Here is a 14,341-nt window from a genome sequence, read left to right as displayed (position 1 = left end):
ACAGGGGTCTTGCCAAACCCAAAACTCACCGCTAAGATTGCGGGCTCAGTTCGATTGTTTCGCAAGCAACGCAAGGCGCTGCAAACACTCAACGGTGTTGCCGAAGTAGCTCAGTCGGTAGAGCAGCTCATTCGTAATGAGAAGGTCGGGGGTTCGATTCCTCTCTTCGGCACCAACAGCATTACCGGCGACGCCAGTTTTTCCGCGTCGCCTTCAAAAACCCGCACCGCGCAAGCGCTGCGGGTTTTTTCATGGGCGGCGCACTTGGGGCGAAGCTCAGGTCGCGGGCTGGAGCGAGCGCACGCGCAGCTCGCTGCGGTACTGGTCCACCTGCCACAGGTCGTACGCGGCCTGATGCGCGAGCCAAGACTCGGCGCTCTTGCCGAACGCCAGTTCAAGCCGAACCGCCATCTCCGGCGTGATGCCAGCCCGGCCATTCACGATCTCGGAAACCGTCTTCCGCGAAACATCGAGCGCCGCGGCGGTATCGGTAATCGTCAGCCGCAGCGGTTCGAGCCAAAACTCCGCAAGCAACTCGCCCGGATGCGGTGGATTGTGCATGCGCATGGCGCCCCTCTCACTAGTGATAGTCAATGTAGTTGACGATGTGCGCGTCCCCGTTCTCGAACCGGAAGGTCACCCGCCAGTTCGCCTGCACCGTCACGGCCCAAAGCTCCGCGCGGTCGCCCTTGAGCGCGTGCAGTCGCAAGCCGGGCGCATCCATATCGCGCGCCGAGGCTGCCTCGTCCAGCAGCGCCAGGATCAGCCGCAACCGCTTGGCGTGCATCGCGGGAATCGCCGCCGTGCTGCCTGTGGTGAAGAAGCGTTCGAGACCCTTGTGCGCAAATGAGCGAATCATGGTGAGACGGCAATCGTCGGCGGAGAGTGTAACCCCTAGGGTTACGTAACGCAAAGATTCCTCTCAATCGCCACGTTCGCGACCCGCCAAAAAGAAAAGCCAACCCGCTAGCAGGTTGGCTTTTCTGATTCCAGTGCCTCGTGATCCGGTTCCGCGTAACGCCTTCGCAGTGTGCTGGACCGCGTCTTCATTCGCTGCCCGGAACTAGCTGTCGCGGATCCTGCGGCACCCCAGGACACGCTTCCAGCTTAGTCCAGATTTCCCGCCATGGTGAGCGTGGTTCAGCGGGCGTCGTTCAGCATGCTCGGCGCGCCGCCGGGACGACGATGGCGTGGGGTGGATGCAGCGGCTGCCAGGCTTCCGAGCGGGGTGCCGGCTGGGGCATGGCGCCCGTGTCGCCCAGCAGGTGCCGGATGCTTGCCTCCAGCCGTTCGATCGAGGCCGATTTCGGCGCGTGCGCCATCACCCCGCAGACCTGTAGCGATGACGGCACGTGCAGCCAGATGTTGTCGGAGAGCAGCAGGATGCGCGCCTGCGGCATCCTGCGATGCAGCCGGCGCAGCAGCGCCCAATTGTCGGTGGACTCGCTCGACATGCCGTACACCACCAGCACCCGCTCGTCGGCCACCGCCAGCGTCCCCACGGCCTCCGGGTCGATGCTGAGGACGGGACCGATGTCCGGCAGGTGCTCCAGCATCCGCAGGATGCCGATCCGCACCAGCGGCTGGCTGTCGATGATGATCGCGCGCATGGCTGTCTCCCCGTTGGTCTTGCCGGGGAGCCATCCGCAAGGGCCATGCCAATGGAAGAAGGGGAAGCCGATCGGCCCGCAAACCCTTGCCGGACAAGGGAGTCGCGCCGCCGGGCAAGCCGGCCGGCGGGGCCCCTCCGATGTTACGACAGCCGTAACGTCCGCCCAATCCGCCGTAACACCACGCCGGTCAGGTCACCGAGATCCGGTCGTCCACCACGCGCACCTGGCCACCGGTCTTGTCCTCCATCACCTTGAGGATCTTGTGGCCCACCTGCATCGTCACGCCGCCATGAATGCGCCGTCCCACGGCGATCACCGCCTCGTCGGATGGCTTCATCTGCTCGGTCAGCTTGGCGATCTCGGCGTCCAGTTCGAACAAATCTCGGTTGATCTTGTACATCGTCGCGCGCGCTTTTTCGCGGATGTCGCCGACGGCGCGCTCTGGATGTTTCGCGAAAAACGCGGCCAGTTGCTGGAGCTTGGCCTGCTCCTCCAGGATCTTGCGCCGTTGCTCCTCCAACTCCGCCTTCTGCTGGTCGGCAAACGGGTTGAGGCCCACCTGCACCGTCGTGGCCGTGCCGGCTGGCGCGCCTAGCATGGCGGTGCTGACGCTGGCCAGCGCGCGTGTGCGGCCGCCGCTGATGCTGCCCTGGCCGGTCGGGCTGCCCACCGTGACGCGCTCGCCCGCCGAGACGTCGCTCTGGCGGATGCCGCTTTCCACCACGACCTCGGTGGCCGCCTCGACAATCGCATTCTGGATATAGCGCGCATGCACCGCGCCCTTGCTGCGCACACTCGCAATCTCGCCGGAATCGGCGCCGTGCGCGGTCTCGGCCTTGCCGATGATGCCGCCCTTGACGATGACGTCGCCGCCGGCTTCCACGTGCGCCGCCTCGATCGTGCCGCTGACCACCACGTCGCCGGTCACGCGGACCGACATGCCGGTGCGAATGTCGCCCGACACGCGCAGCGAGCCGTCGAACGTGACGTTGCCGGAGTGCAGGTCCACCGCCTCCACGTCCACTACGGGGCTCACGATCACGCCACTCGGCAGGACGCGCGGCGATCCGGCGATCACGGCCAGCAGCAGCAGCGGGTCGTTGGGGTCGATGGCCACGCCGGTCAGGTCCGCGGCGAACGGCGTATCGATCATCGGGTCAGCCGGGATCGGTTTGCCCAGGATGTCCATGCCGTCCTGGCCCGGGCGGGCCGGGGTGCGGCGCATCAGCGCCGTGCCGGGGTTCACCAGCAGCAGGCTGCCCAGGTCGCGCAGGTCGAAGCGGTCGTCCTCGTTCTCGGTCTGCGCGGGCTTGCGCGGCTGCACCAGGCTGTCGAAGCGCGCTGCCTGGCCCTGCACCGGCGCCACACCGCGCGCGATTTCGCGCCCTTCGCAGCTGCCGGCCTCCAGCGCCACTTCGATGGCCGCCTTGTCGAGCAGCGCCACCACGTTCATCGAGGTCGCCGCGGCGGCAATGTCCTCGATATTGATCGCCCGGCCGCCCTCGGGCGGCATCAGCGTCAGCAGCAGGGACAGCTTGTCAGCAGTGATTTCGAGTTCGAAGGCCCCGTCGAGCAGGCTGCCGATCACGCCGTCGACCTCGCCGTCAGCCAGTTGGCACTGGGTCAGGAAGGCGTTCACCGCGCCCTGGTCGAGCCGCGCGCCGCGCCAGCCATGTTCCTCGAGGCTGGCTTCGAGGGTGGCGCGGTCGGGCGGCAGGCGTCCCGGCTCCGGTGCAAAGCACGCGCGTACGTGGTCCCCTGGCTGGCTCAGTTCCAGGCGTAGTCCGGCGTCGGCTGTCATGTGTCCCCGCTTCTGTGTGGCAGGCGATGGCAGTCCGGCCGGGCCGTGGCCCCGATCCTTCCGCAAGGATCGCCGTTTGCTGCCGCCAACTCTGCTTGTCGTCGATCTTTGATCAACGGCAGCGGGCGGAGTGAACTTTAGCCCACAAAAGTGGGGTATCACTCCTGCTGAGCCCCCCGGAAATCGGGCGATGACGGGCCGGGCGGCGGGATTTCGGTAAACTGTCGCCCTCCGATGTCCCCCGCCGCAGGTTTTGCCCTCCATGTCCAATAGTTACGAAGTCCGTCCCGGCCAGTCCATCGAGCTGCTCAAGGCACTCCACATCCTGACGCGCGACGGCAAGATGAACCAGGACAGCCGCCGCAAGCTCAAGCAGGTCTACCACCTGTTCCAGTTCATCGAGCCGCTGCTGCGCGAGGTGGCGGACGCGCGCGGCGCCGTCTCGCTGGTGGACCATGGCGCCGGCAAGTCCTATCTGGGCTTCATCCTCTACGACCTGTTCTTCAAGGATCTGCCTGAGGAACAGGGCAAGAACTCGCACATCTACGGTATCGAGACCCGCGAGGAGCTGGTGAAAAGCTCACAGGAGCTGGCCGCGCGCGCGGAATTCCCGGGCATGTCGTTCCTGAACCTGTCGGTAGCCGAATCCATCACCTCGCCCGCCCTGCCCGCCACGGTGGACGTGGTGACCGCGCTGCACGCGTGCAACACCGCCACGGACGATGCCATCCGCTTCGCCCTGGCCCGGCAGGCACGCCACATCGTGCTGGTGCCGTGCTGCCAGGCCGAGGTGGCCAGCGTGCTGCGCAAGCACAAGGGCAAGCTGCTGGCCGGCAATCCGCTGACGGAGATCTGGCGCCATCCGCTGCATACGCGCGAGTTCGGCAGTCAGGTGACCAATGTGCTGCGTTGCCTGCAGCTCGAGGCGCACGGCTACCAGGTCAGCGTGACCGAACTGGTGGGCTGGGAACATTCGATGAAAAACGAGTTGATCATCGCCCAGTACAAGGACCTGCCGCGCAAGCGGGCGGCCGACCGGCTCCAGAACGTGCTGGAAACGCTGGGACTCGAGGAAATGGGCGAGCGGTTCTTCACCGCGCCCTGACGGGGCCGCCCGGGCAGGCTGGGGTCAGCCTTCGTCTTGGGATTTTTCCGACATCCACTGCCGATAGCCGTCGACGCCCAGCCGCCGCATGGTGGCCTGGTTGCGCTCGTAGATATCGGCGGCGTCCGGAAACGCCTCGGCGGCGCGCGCGATGCTGTCTTCCCGCAGCAGGTGCAGGATCGGATACGGCGCGCGGTTGGTGTAGTTCTCGATGTCGTCCGGCTCGGTGCCTTCGAACTGGTAGTCCGGGTGGAAGCTGGCGATCTGGAGTGTGCCGGCCAGCCGCAGGCTGCGCAGCAGGCGCTCGGCGAAATACAGGAAGTCGTTGTAGGTGAGGAAGTCCGCCAGCGCGTGCGGCACGATCAGCAGCGTGGTGTCGGTCTGTGCCGGATCGGCGTCCGCCAGCCCGCGCAGTTCACCCTCAAGTTCCTCGAGCAGGTCTTCCGCCCCCATGGCCGGGCTGACCACGTAGCGCACCTGATCCTTCACATAGACGCTCTTGGCGAACGGGCACAGGTTCAGGCCGATGACGGCGCGCGACAGCCAATGGCGCACGGCCTCGACGATCTGGGCATCGGTGGCATCGGTGGCATCGGCGGAATCAGGAAAGGCGGGCGTGGCAGGCATGGCGGGGACAGCGGCTGGCAAAGCGCCATTCTACGCCCCGCCCCTGCCTCCCAAGTCAGGCCATGCGCGCCTTTTCTCGCCCCACCCGCTTGAGCGGCCGGCCATTGAACAGGTCGCCGATGGGCCCCATGCGATCCAGCATCCAGGCGATGGCGCACAGCAGCCCCAGCTCGATCAGCGCCAGCACCCACCACCAGTTGCCCAGCCGCGCCACTTCCACGCCGGCGCGGGTGGCCGTCTCGAACACGATCTTGTTGACGAGGTAGTTGAAGCCGAACACGGGCAGCGTATGCGTGCCGAGCCAAACCACCGCGCGGGAGGTCGGCAGCAGCACCACCACCTGCCACAGCAGCGCGGTGCCGGCGAAGGCTGCGAGCAACGTCATCGCCATCGCCATGGGCGTGGTGCCGATGCGGTTGCGCGACACATTCAATACATCTGGCGCATGCCGGACGGCCAGCACCCAGACCGCCAGCGTGACCACCAGCAGCAGGGCGCGCCGCATGGTCAGCGAGGCCGGCGTGAACTGCATCGGCCCCACCGCCGCGGCACGGGGCCCCTTGCCGCCGCCCATCCAGAGCCCGGCGCCGTAGAACACCATGGCGCAGCCCACGTTGCGCAGCGAAAACGGCCACTCCACCGGGTTCACGTCCGACCACGTACCGCCACCCTGCGTGAAGACGATCCAGACCAGCCCAACGCTGGTCATCAGCGCCCCGGCCACGCTCGGGCCCAGCCGCGACAGCGCGGTGGCCACCACGTCCAGCCAGAACAGGCAGAACAGCGACCACAGCGGCGTGCTCAGGAAATTCCATTCGTTGATGGCGGACCCGGTCATGGTGCCGACAAAGCGCATGGTGAACTCATCGTGGGGAAAGCGGCCGAGCGCCCACGCGACGATGTAAGGTACCGCCAGCACCAGCCCCATGCCCCAGGCCGGCACCACCAGCCGCATGAACTTGCCCCACAGGTGCGAGGCCGGCGCGGCCACCGCCCGCGAGGGCTGGAACACGAGCCCGGCCCGCAGCAGGAAGGCGGGAAAGGCCATCGAGTAGATCGCCCGATACACCGGATCGGGCAAGGCCCAGGCATGGCTGAAGACCACCAGCGCGATGCCGATGCCCCTGCACATGTCGATGGTGGGATTGCGCGGTGCTGAGCTCATGGAAGCCTCCCCTGTTTCGCACGAGTCTGGCCGGCGCCGGGAGCGCCCGCTGTGCGCCACCGCACGTCCGCGCACGGTCGTGGTGCCGGGGCGCTGTCACCTATAATGCGCGGCGTCCCGCGTCTCTTCCCCCTGCTCCGCCAACCGGCAACCGCCCATGTCCGCCTCCTCCATTTCAGCATCCGCCCCGTCTGGCACGCCCCACGCCGTGGTCATCGGCGGCGGGCCGGCCGGGTTGATGGCGGCCGAGGCGCTGGCCGGGCGCGGCGTCGCGGTAGACGTCTACGACGCCATGCCCTCGGTCGGCCGCAAGTTCCTGATGGCCGGCAAGGGCGGCATGAACATCACGCATTCCGAGCCCGCGCCGGCCTTCCTGGCGCGCTACGGGCAGCGGGCCAACCGCATCGCGCCACTGCTGGCCGAGTTCGACGGCCCGGCGCTGCGCGCCTGGGTGCACGGGCTCGGCATCGACACCTTCGTCGGCAGCTCAGGCCGTGTCTTCCCCACCGAGATGAAAGCCGCGCCGCTGCTGCGCACATGGTTGCATCGGCTGCGGGAATCGGGCGTGCGCGTGCACACCCGACATCGCTGGCTGGGCTGGGACGATGCAGGCCAACTCCGCTTCGCCTCGCCGGCGGGCGAATCGACGGTGTCGGCGCCAGCCGTGGTGCTGGCGCTGGGCGGCGGCAGCTGGGCGCGACTGGGATCGGACGCAGCCTGGGTACCCTGGCTCGCCGAACATGACGTGACCATCACCCCGCTGCGCCCCGCCAATTGCGGATTCGACGTGGACTGGTCCGATGTCTTCCGCGAGCGCTACGCCGGCCAGCCGGTGAAATCCGTGGCGATGGCGGTCACCACGCCGGACGGCACGCCGCTGCATCGCCAGGGCGAGTTCGTGATCAGCGCGACCGGCATCGAAGGCAGCCTGGTCTACGCGCTGTCCGCCCCGATCCGCGATCTCATCGAACGGGATGGCAGCGCCGAGATCCGCCTGGACCTGGCGCCCGGCATGAGCGCGGCGCGCGTGGCCGACGAGATCGCCCGCCCGCGCGGCTCGCGCTCGGTGTCGAGCCACCTGCAGAGCAAGCTCGGCATTACCGGGGTCAAGGCAGGGCTGCTCTATGAAGGCGTGTCGAAGGCCGACATGCATGATCCGGCCGCCCTCGCGGCGGCCATCAAGGCGCTGCCGCTGCGGCTGGTGCGCGCGCGGCCCATCGACGAGGTCATCAGCACGGCCGGCGGCGTCGCGTTCGAGGCGATGAACGATCACCTGATGCTCAACGCCATGCCGGGCGTGTTCTGCGCGGGGGAGATGCTGGACTGGGAGGCGCCCACCGGCGGCTATCTGCTGACAGCCTGCTTCGCCAGTGGGCGGATGGCCGGCCTGGGCGCGGCCAACTATCTGATGGGTATGTAACGGCTAGCTGTTGGCGATGTCGAGCGCCACGGCTTCGGCCACCTCGATACCGTCGATGGCGGCCGAGTAGATCCCGCCCGCATAGCCGGCGCCCTCGCCCGCCGGGTACAGCCCCTTCACATTGATGCTCTGGTAGTCGTCGTTATTGCGCCGGATCCGCAGCGGCGACGACGTGCGCGTCTCCACCCCGGTCAGCACGGCGTCGTGCATCGCAAACCCGGCAATCTTCTTGTCGAGTTCCGGCAGCGCCTCGCGGATCGCGTCAATCACATAGTCCGGCAGCGCCGTGCTGAGGTCCGTCGGCGTCACGCCCGGCTTGTACGAGGGCTCGACCGAGCCCAGCGCCGTGGACGGCCGTCCCGCGATGAAATCCCCCACCAGCTGGCCCGGCGCGCGGTAGTCGCTGCCGCCGAGCACGAAGGCACGCTCCTCCCAGTGACGCTGGAGGGCGATGCCGGCCAGCGGGCCACCCGGGAAATCGACCTCCGGCGTGATACCCACCACGATGCCGGCGTTGGCGTTGCGCTCGGCCCGGTAGTACTGGCTCATGCCGTTGGTCACCAGCCGGCCCGGCTCGGATGCCGCCGCCACCACCGTGCCGCCCGGGCACATGCAGAAGCTGTACACCGCGCGCCCATTGCTGGCGTGGTGCACCACCTTGTAGTCCGCCGCGCCCAGCAGCTTGTTGCCAGCGAACTTGCCGAAGCGGCTGCGGTTGATCAGCCCCTGCGGATGCTCGATGCGGAAGCCCAGCGAGAACGGCTTGGCCTCCATGAACACGCCGCGGTCGTGCAGCATGTGGAAGGTGTCGCGCGCGCTGTGGCCCACGGCCAGCACCACGTGGTCGCACTCGAGGTAGTCGCCGGTGGAGAGCTTGAGCCCGCGCACCTGGCCGTTCTCGATGTCGATGTCGTCCACGCGCGTCTCGAAGCGGATTTCGGCGCCCAACGACAGCATCTCGGCGCGCATCTTCTCCACCATGCTCACCAGCCGGAATGTGCCGATGTGGGGCCGCGCCTTGAAGAGGATGTCCTCGGGTGCGCCCGCGCGCACAAATTCATCGAGCACCTTGCGACCGTAGTGGCGGGGGTCCTTGATCTGGCTGTAGAGCTTGCCGTCCGAGAACGTGCCCGCGCCGCCTTCGCCAAACTGCACGTTCGACTCGGGATTGAGCACGCTCTTGCGCCACAGGCCGAAAGTGTCCTTGGTGCGCTCGCGCACTTCCTTGCCGCGCTCGAGGATGATCGGGCGGAAGCCCATCTGCGCCAGCAGCAGGCCGGCCAGCAGCCCGCACGGACCCAGGCCGATCACCACCGGGCGCAGCGTCGGCCCGCCCGCCGGGGCCTGTGCCACGAAGCGGTACGTCATGTCGGGCGTCACGCTCCAGTTGGGCTTGCCGGCCATGCGCTGGAGGGCGGCGGCCTCGTCGCGGACTTCGATATCGACGATGTAGGTCAGCTTGATATCGGCGCGCTTGCGGGCATCGTGCGCGCGGCGGAAGACGGTGAACGCGACCATCCCGTCGCCTTTGACACCGATCTGCGCGAGGTGGCTGCGCACGGCTGCCTCCAGGTCGCTCTCGGTATGGTCGAGCGGGAGTTTGACTTCACTTAGACGTAGCATGGGGAACGGGTATTTCAGCGGCCTTGGTGTCTGGTGGCCGGGCGTTACCCAGCAGGAGGCCAGATCGGCCGAAGCGGGATTTTATCAGTCGCCACCATCCCGGGGGCGGCGCCGGCTGCATGATGTGCACGGTTGCCGCGCCGTGGGCCGCCAACGTGGTCCAGCCGGCGATGCCGGCGATGTACACCGCGCCGGGCGTGAGCGTGGCGGCAGGCCGGCTAACCGTCTCGGCCAGCCAGGTTGGCGGGCCCGCCACGGTCAGGCGACCGGATGCGAGGTGCACCACGGCGCCGGGCTTCAGGTGCAGCTTGAGCCACTGACCGGCGGCCAACTGGTAGGTTTCGGTCGAGAATTTCGCTTGGGACATGATCGCGCTCCGGGTCCAGAATCAGGTCTCCAGCCTATCCGGCGACCCGCCAAGCCAACAGGCACAAGGGATTGCGGGTGCGACCAGAACAGATCGCACAGTCCGGCTCTGTTACGATACAGACACCCTTCATCTGTATCTGTTGTGCCCGCGCCCCGTGGGCGATGATCGCGCCATGACTGCCACGCACCCCTCCCTCCCCCTTTATCAACAGGTGGCCGGCCACTACCGGCAGGCCATCGCCGCCGGCACGCTGGCCGTGGGCGACCGCATGCCGTCGGTGCGGTCGCTGATGGGGCTGCATGAGGTGAGCCTGTCCACGGCGCTCCAGGCGTGCCGGGAGCTGGAAACCGCGGGCCTGCTCGAAGCGCGGCCGCGCTCGGGCTACTTCGTGCGCGCGCCGTCGCGCCCGGCGCTGGCGCAGATCGAGGAACCGGCCGCCGGCCTGCCTGACCCGGCGCAATACGTCGGCATCCATCAGCGCATCTCGGCCATCCTCGCGCGCGGCCAGCATCGCGATATCAAGATCAACTTTGGCGGCGCGTGCGGCGCGCCCTCGCTCTACCCCACCGCTGCGCTGCGCACCGCCACGGCTCGCGCGCTGCGGCGCTATCCCGATCTCTTCGGCACCGCAGCCGAGGCGGACGGCCACCCGTCCCTGCGCGCCGCACTCGCCCGGCACGCGCTGCGCTCGCGGATCCAGCTCGCGCCTGAGGACGTCGTCGTCACCCACGGCTGCACCGAGGCGCTGAACCTCGCCCTGCGCGCCGTGGCCAAGCCTGGCGATGTCATCGCCGTGGAATCGCCCACGTATTACGGTTTGTTGCAGATTCTCGAGAGCCTGGGCATGCGCGCGCTCGAAATCCCGTGCAGCCCGCAGACCGGCATCTCGCTGGAGGCGCTGGAACTGGCCGCGCAGACCTACGACAACATCAAGGCCGTGGCCGTGGTGCCGAATCTGCAGAACCCGCTCGGCTGCGTCATGCCCGACGCGCACAAGCAGCGCCTGGTGGCGTGGTGCGAGGCGCGCGGCATCACGCTGATCGAGGACGATAGCTGCGCCGCCACCTACGAGGGCGAGACCCCGCTCGCGGCGGCCAAGACGTGGGATACAACGGGCAACGTGATCCACTGCGCCTCGCTCCACAAGGTGCTGGCACCGGGCATGCGGCTGGGCTGGATCGCCGCCGGCAAGTGGCAGGCGCGCGTGGAGATGCTCAAGTTCGGCCTGTCGCGCCCCAACGAGATGCTCGCGCAGATCGCCGTGGCCGATTTCATGGGCACCGGCGCGTTCGAGCGCCATCTGCGCCGCCTGCGCGAGCAGTTGCGCATCCAGCGCGAATGGATGGCGCAGGCTGTGGCGGGCAGCTTTCCGGCCGGCACGCGGCTCACGCTGCCGCGCGGCGGGCTGCACCTGTGGATCGAGTTGCCGGCCGGGATGTCGTCCGAAGCCGTCTTCGAGGAGGTATTGAGCCATGGCATCCGAGTCATGCCTGGCTCGATGTTCTCGAATTCGAACCGCTTCGATCACTATCTGCGGCTCAACTGCGGCAATCCGCGCGAGCCGGCGCTCGAACGCGCGTTGGAAACGGTGGCCGGCGTGGTGCGTCGGCTGGCACCCTGACGCCGCCCTGCCCTCCCGCTCCCCCGCGCCCGGCACCGTTCCTGCGAGACTTCCGCTAGGATTTGTCCCAAAATGGCGGCGCCCTCGCCTATGCTTGTGCGCGGACACCGACTACCAGAACCAGGGAGAGCAAACTTGGGCAGTGCACCCGCCGCTTCGCGGCTCGACGACGATTATCAAACGCTGTTTCAGCTCGCGCCTGTCTCGCTCTGGCTCGAGGACTTCAGCGCCGTGCGGCTGGCCTTCGATCAACTGCGCGCGGACGGGGTCACCGACCTGCGCGCCTATCTGCGCGAGCGCCCGGCCGAAGTGGCGCGCTGCTCGGCCCTGATCCGCGTGCTCGACGTCAATCGCCGCACGCTCGACCTCTTCCGCGCCGCCGACCTGGCGGACCTCGTCGCCAACCTCGACACCGTGTTCCGTGACGACATGTTCGACCAGCACGTCGAGGAACTTGGCCAGCTCTGGGACGGCGGCCGGCACTTCGCCAGCCAGACCGTCAACTACACGCTTGACGGCGAACGGATCGACATCCGGCTCGACGCCACGGTCATGCCGGGCCACGAGCAGGACTGGTCGCGCGTGCTGTTGTCGATCGAGGACATCACCACGCGCGTGCGCAGCGAGCGCGACCTGCGCCGCAGCCAGCAATACGCTCAGGGACTGTTCGAACACTCGCCGGTCTCGCTCTGGGTGGAGGACTTCAGCGCGGTGAAGATGCTGCTGGACGAGGTGCGCGCGGCCGGCATCACCGATTTTCGGACTTTTCTGAATGTGCACCCGGACTTCGTCTCGCGCTGCATGCAGGAGATCCGCGTGCTCGACGTCAACCAGCAGACGCTGACGATGTTCGCCGCGCCGAGCAAGGACATCCTGCTGTCCCGGCTGGGCGACGTGTTCCGCGACGACATGCGCATCCACTTCGCCGAGCAGCTGATCGACCTCTGGCACGAAAAGCTCTGGCAGCAGCGCGAAGTTATCAACTACGCGCTCGATGGCCGCTCGGTGGACGTATTCATGCAGTGGTCGGTCTTCCCGGGCCGGGAGGCGGACTGGGATCAGGTGTTGGTGTCGCTGACCGACATCACCGCGCGCAAGAAGGCCGAGGCCTACGTCGAGTTCCTGGGCAAGCACGACGTGCTGACCAAGCTCTACAACCGCGCGTATTACGAGGATGAACTGGCGCGCCTGGGCCGCAAGGGTCCGTGGCCGGTCAGCGTGGTGGCGGTGGACCTCAATGGCCTGAAGCAGGTCAACGACCAGTACGGCCACGGCGACGGCGACGCGCTGCTGCGCCGCACGGGCGAGGTGCTCAAGAAAGCCGTGGGCGAGCAGGCCTGCGTGGCCCGCATCGGCGGCGATGAATTCATGGTTTTGCTACCCGGCAACGACGAACGCGGCGCGGCCACGGTAGTCGATCAGATCCAGCAGGTGGTGGAGCTGAACAACCAGTTCTATCCGGGTGCGCGGCTGTCGTTTTCGATTGGCGCCGCCACGTGCACGCAGGGCGACCGGCTGACCGATACGGTCAAGCTGGCCGACAGCCGCATGTACGAGGACAAGCGTGCGCACTACGAGGCCGTGGGCGCCGAGCGTCGGCGGACGGGTGCCGCCGAGCCCTGACTATCGGGAAATCGATCGCAAAAATCAGAGGAAAACAATCAGCGCGACGCCGCCGAGGATCAGCCCGAACTTGGTCACGTAGTAGACGTTCTTGTTCCAGGACTTGAAGCGGCGGCGGTACTGACCGCCCAGCCAGACGAAGCGGAACAGCTTGTTGATGGCGCCGGTCTGGTCGGATTCCTCGTTCGGCGAGCTGGCGGCCGTCATCACCTTGCGGCCCAACCAGTGGTTGACCGCGGCGGTCCAGCGATAGCGCATCGGACGCTCGATGTCGCAGAACAGGATCAGGCGATCCTTGTCGCTGCGGTTCTCGGCCCAGTGCAGGTAGGTTTCGTCGAACACCACGCCGTGGCCATCGCGCCAGCTATGGCGCTCGCCGTCCACCTCGATGAAGCAGCGGTCGTCGTTCGGCGTGGACAGCCCGAGGTGATAGCGCAGCGAGCCGGCAAACGGGTCGCGGTGCGGGTTCAGCTTGCCGCCCGGCGGCAGCTCGGCAAACATCGCCGCCTTCACGGTCGGCAGTTCGCGCAGCAGCGCCACGGTCTTCGGGCACAACGTCTCGGCGGACGGGTGCTGCGCCTCGTACCATTTCAGGTAGAAACGCTTCCAGCCGTACTTGAAGAACGAGTTGAAGCCGGCGTCGTCATTCTTGTCGGCGGCCTTGATCTTGCGCATCGCGACCAGGGCCAGGCCCTCGTCACGAATCTGCGGCCATGCAGCGCGCAGCTTCTCCAGGTCCGGGAACCGCTCGACGCCAATGTACGGCGTACGCGGCACGCCCGAGAACATGTACATGAAGCAGTTGACCGGCGCCACCAGCGCGGAGTGGTCGAGCAACTGGCGCATGAACGGCAGTCGCACCTTGCCGCGGAAATGCACATACAGGATGGCACCCAGATATGCAGCGACGATAATCCACTTGATCACGCGTAAAACCTCCAGAAATCAGGCCCAGGCCCGATTGAAGCCGGTATTTTATCCAAACGCCGGCCCCCGCGCATCGTGTGATGCACGGGCCGCTTTTTATCGCTGGAGGATTCACGCCCCGCCGCGCGACTGGCGGGCGATACGGTCGATCAGCGCCTTGGCGTCGTCGGGCAATCCCTGCAAGGTCAGCAGCCGCGCGTTGAGCACGATGTTCTCGAGCACGAGCTTGGCCGTGGACGCCCAGAGTGTCGCCAACAGCGCTTCCTGCGACATCCCCGACAGCTCCAGTTCCGTCGATCGTTCGGCGATCAGCTTGCAGGCGAGCGCCCGCAGCGCGTCATCGTCGAACGGCAGGTTGGCGTAGTCGATGGGGTCCGCACGCTCCACCTCCACCATCAGTTGCAGCAGCATATCCTCGGTCATCGGCAAACTCCTTAGGACGATTC

14 protein-coding genes and 1 tRNA gene are annotated in these 14,341 nt (G+C 67.2%); 5 read left to right on the top strand and 10 right to left on the bottom strand.

The annotated features are described in order from the left end of the window. Positions 1 to 99 precede the first annotated feature (99 nt). A tRNA-Thr gene (locus AC1DFU_RS10170) sits at positions 100 to 175 on the top strand. Between the two features lie 101 nt (positions 176 to 276). On the opposite strand, the gene AC1DFU_RS10165 is transcribed toward AC1DFU_RS10170, so the two are convergent. The 4 genes from AC1DFU_RS10165 to AC1DFU_RS10150 form a co-directional block, all read right to left on the bottom strand. After that, a complete protein-coding gene (locus AC1DFU_RS10165) occupies positions 277 to 567 on the bottom strand; it encodes a HigA family addiction module antitoxin (protein WP_441591925.1) in 291 nt (96 codons plus the stop codon). A gap of 13 nt (positions 568 to 580) precedes the next feature. After that, positions 581 to 859 (bottom strand): type II toxin-antitoxin system RelE/ParE family toxin, encoded by a 279-nt coding sequence (locus AC1DFU_RS10160; RefSeq protein WP_092292277.1) that lies wholly within the window; start codon positions 857 to 859, stop codon positions 581 to 583. A 295-nt stretch (positions 860 to 1,154) separates the two neighbouring features. Next, positions 1,155 to 1,610, bottom strand: coding sequence for a response regulator (locus AC1DFU_RS10155; protein ID WP_441591923.1), 456 nt, complete (start codon positions 1,608 to 1,610; stop codon positions 1,155 to 1,157). A 190-nt stretch (positions 1,611 to 1,800) separates the two neighbouring features. After that, entirely contained in the window at positions 1,801 to 3,414 is a 1,614-nt protein-coding gene (locus AC1DFU_RS10150) for a DUF342 domain-containing protein (protein WP_092292275.1), read from the bottom strand. A gap of 262 nt (positions 3,415 to 3,676) precedes the next feature. Between AC1DFU_RS10150 and AC1DFU_RS10145 the strand changes: the two genes are divergently transcribed. Next, on the top strand, positions 3,677 to 4,519 hold the full coding sequence (locus AC1DFU_RS10145; RefSeq protein WP_092292273.1) for a class I SAM-dependent methyltransferase: 843 nt from the start codon (positions 3,677 to 3,679) through the stop codon (positions 4,517 to 4,519). 24 nt (positions 4,520 to 4,543) lie between these two features. Here AC1DFU_RS10145 and AC1DFU_RS10140 read toward each other — a convergent pair whose 3' ends face one another. After that, positions 4,544 to 5,146: a DUF1415 domain-containing protein gene (locus AC1DFU_RS10140; RefSeq protein ID WP_441591921.1), complete on the bottom strand. Its 603-nt coding sequence runs from the start codon at positions 5,144 to 5,146 to the stop codon at positions 4,544 to 4,546. A 55-nt stretch (positions 5,147 to 5,201) separates the two neighbouring features. Continuing rightward, the gene (locus tag AC1DFU_RS10135; RefSeq protein ID WP_441591920.1) at positions 5,202 to 6,311 is read right to left on the bottom strand and encodes an acyltransferase family protein; all 1,110 of its coding nucleotides are present in this window, start codon (positions 6,309 to 6,311) and stop codon (positions 5,202 to 5,204) included. A gap of 157 nt (positions 6,312 to 6,468) precedes the next feature. On the opposite strand from AC1DFU_RS10135, the gene AC1DFU_RS10130 reads away from it, so the two are divergent. Then, positions 6,469 to 7,731, top strand: coding sequence for a TIGR03862 family flavoprotein (locus AC1DFU_RS10130; RefSeq protein ID WP_441591918.1), 1,263 nt, complete (start codon positions 6,469 to 6,471; stop codon positions 7,729 to 7,731). A gap of 3 nt (positions 7,732 to 7,734) precedes the next feature. Here the strand turns inward: AC1DFU_RS10130 and AC1DFU_RS10125 are convergent, their stop codons facing one another. Then, positions 7,735 to 9,354 (bottom strand): NAD(P)/FAD-dependent oxidoreductase, encoded by a 1,620-nt coding sequence (locus AC1DFU_RS10125; protein ID WP_092292265.1) that lies wholly within the window; start codon positions 9,352 to 9,354, stop codon positions 7,735 to 7,737. After that, positions 9,338 to 9,721: a hypothetical protein gene (locus AC1DFU_RS10120; RefSeq protein WP_441591917.1), complete on the bottom strand. Its 384-nt coding sequence runs from the start codon at positions 9,719 to 9,721 to the stop codon at positions 9,338 to 9,340. Before AC1DFU_RS10120 ends, AC1DFU_RS10125 begins: the two co-directional genes overlap by 17 nt. 175 nt (positions 9,722 to 9,896) lie before the next feature. On the opposite strand from AC1DFU_RS10120, the gene AC1DFU_RS10115 reads away from it, so the two are divergent. Both AC1DFU_RS10115 and AC1DFU_RS10110 read left to right on the top strand, forming a co-directional pair. Continuing rightward, the gene (locus AC1DFU_RS10115; RefSeq protein WP_441591915.1) at positions 9,897 to 11,345 is read left to right on the top strand and encodes an aminotransferase-like domain-containing protein; all 1,449 of its coding nucleotides are present in this window, start codon (positions 9,897 to 9,899) and stop codon (positions 11,343 to 11,345) included. Positions 11,346 to 11,435: 90 nt separating this feature from the next. Next, positions 11,436 to 12,968, top strand: a complete 1,533-nt coding sequence (locus tag AC1DFU_RS10110; protein ID WP_441591913.1) for a sensor domain-containing diguanylate cyclase — start codon at positions 11,436 to 11,438, stop codon at positions 12,966 to 12,968. A 24-nt stretch (positions 12,969 to 12,992) separates the two neighbouring features. Here AC1DFU_RS10110 and lpxO read toward each other — a convergent pair whose 3' ends face one another. Both lpxO and AC1DFU_RS10100 read right to left on the bottom strand, forming a co-directional pair. Continuing rightward, positions 12,993 to 13,895 (bottom strand): lipid A hydroxylase LpxO, encoded by a 903-nt coding sequence (gene lpxO, locus AC1DFU_RS10105; RefSeq protein WP_092292257.1) that lies wholly within the window; start codon positions 13,893 to 13,895, stop codon positions 12,993 to 12,995. Between the two features lie 111 nt (positions 13,896 to 14,006). Next, positions 14,007 to 14,318, bottom strand: a complete 312-nt coding sequence (locus AC1DFU_RS10100; protein WP_092292255.1) for a hypothetical protein — start codon at positions 14,316 to 14,318, stop codon at positions 14,007 to 14,009. Positions 14,319 to 14,341 lie beyond the last annotated feature (23 nt).

This window comes from Cupriavidus sp. 10L45, from assembly GCF_056395225.1.
Note: the sequence above shows the minus strand (reverse complement) of the source record. Positions and strands in the feature narration are given on the sequence as shown.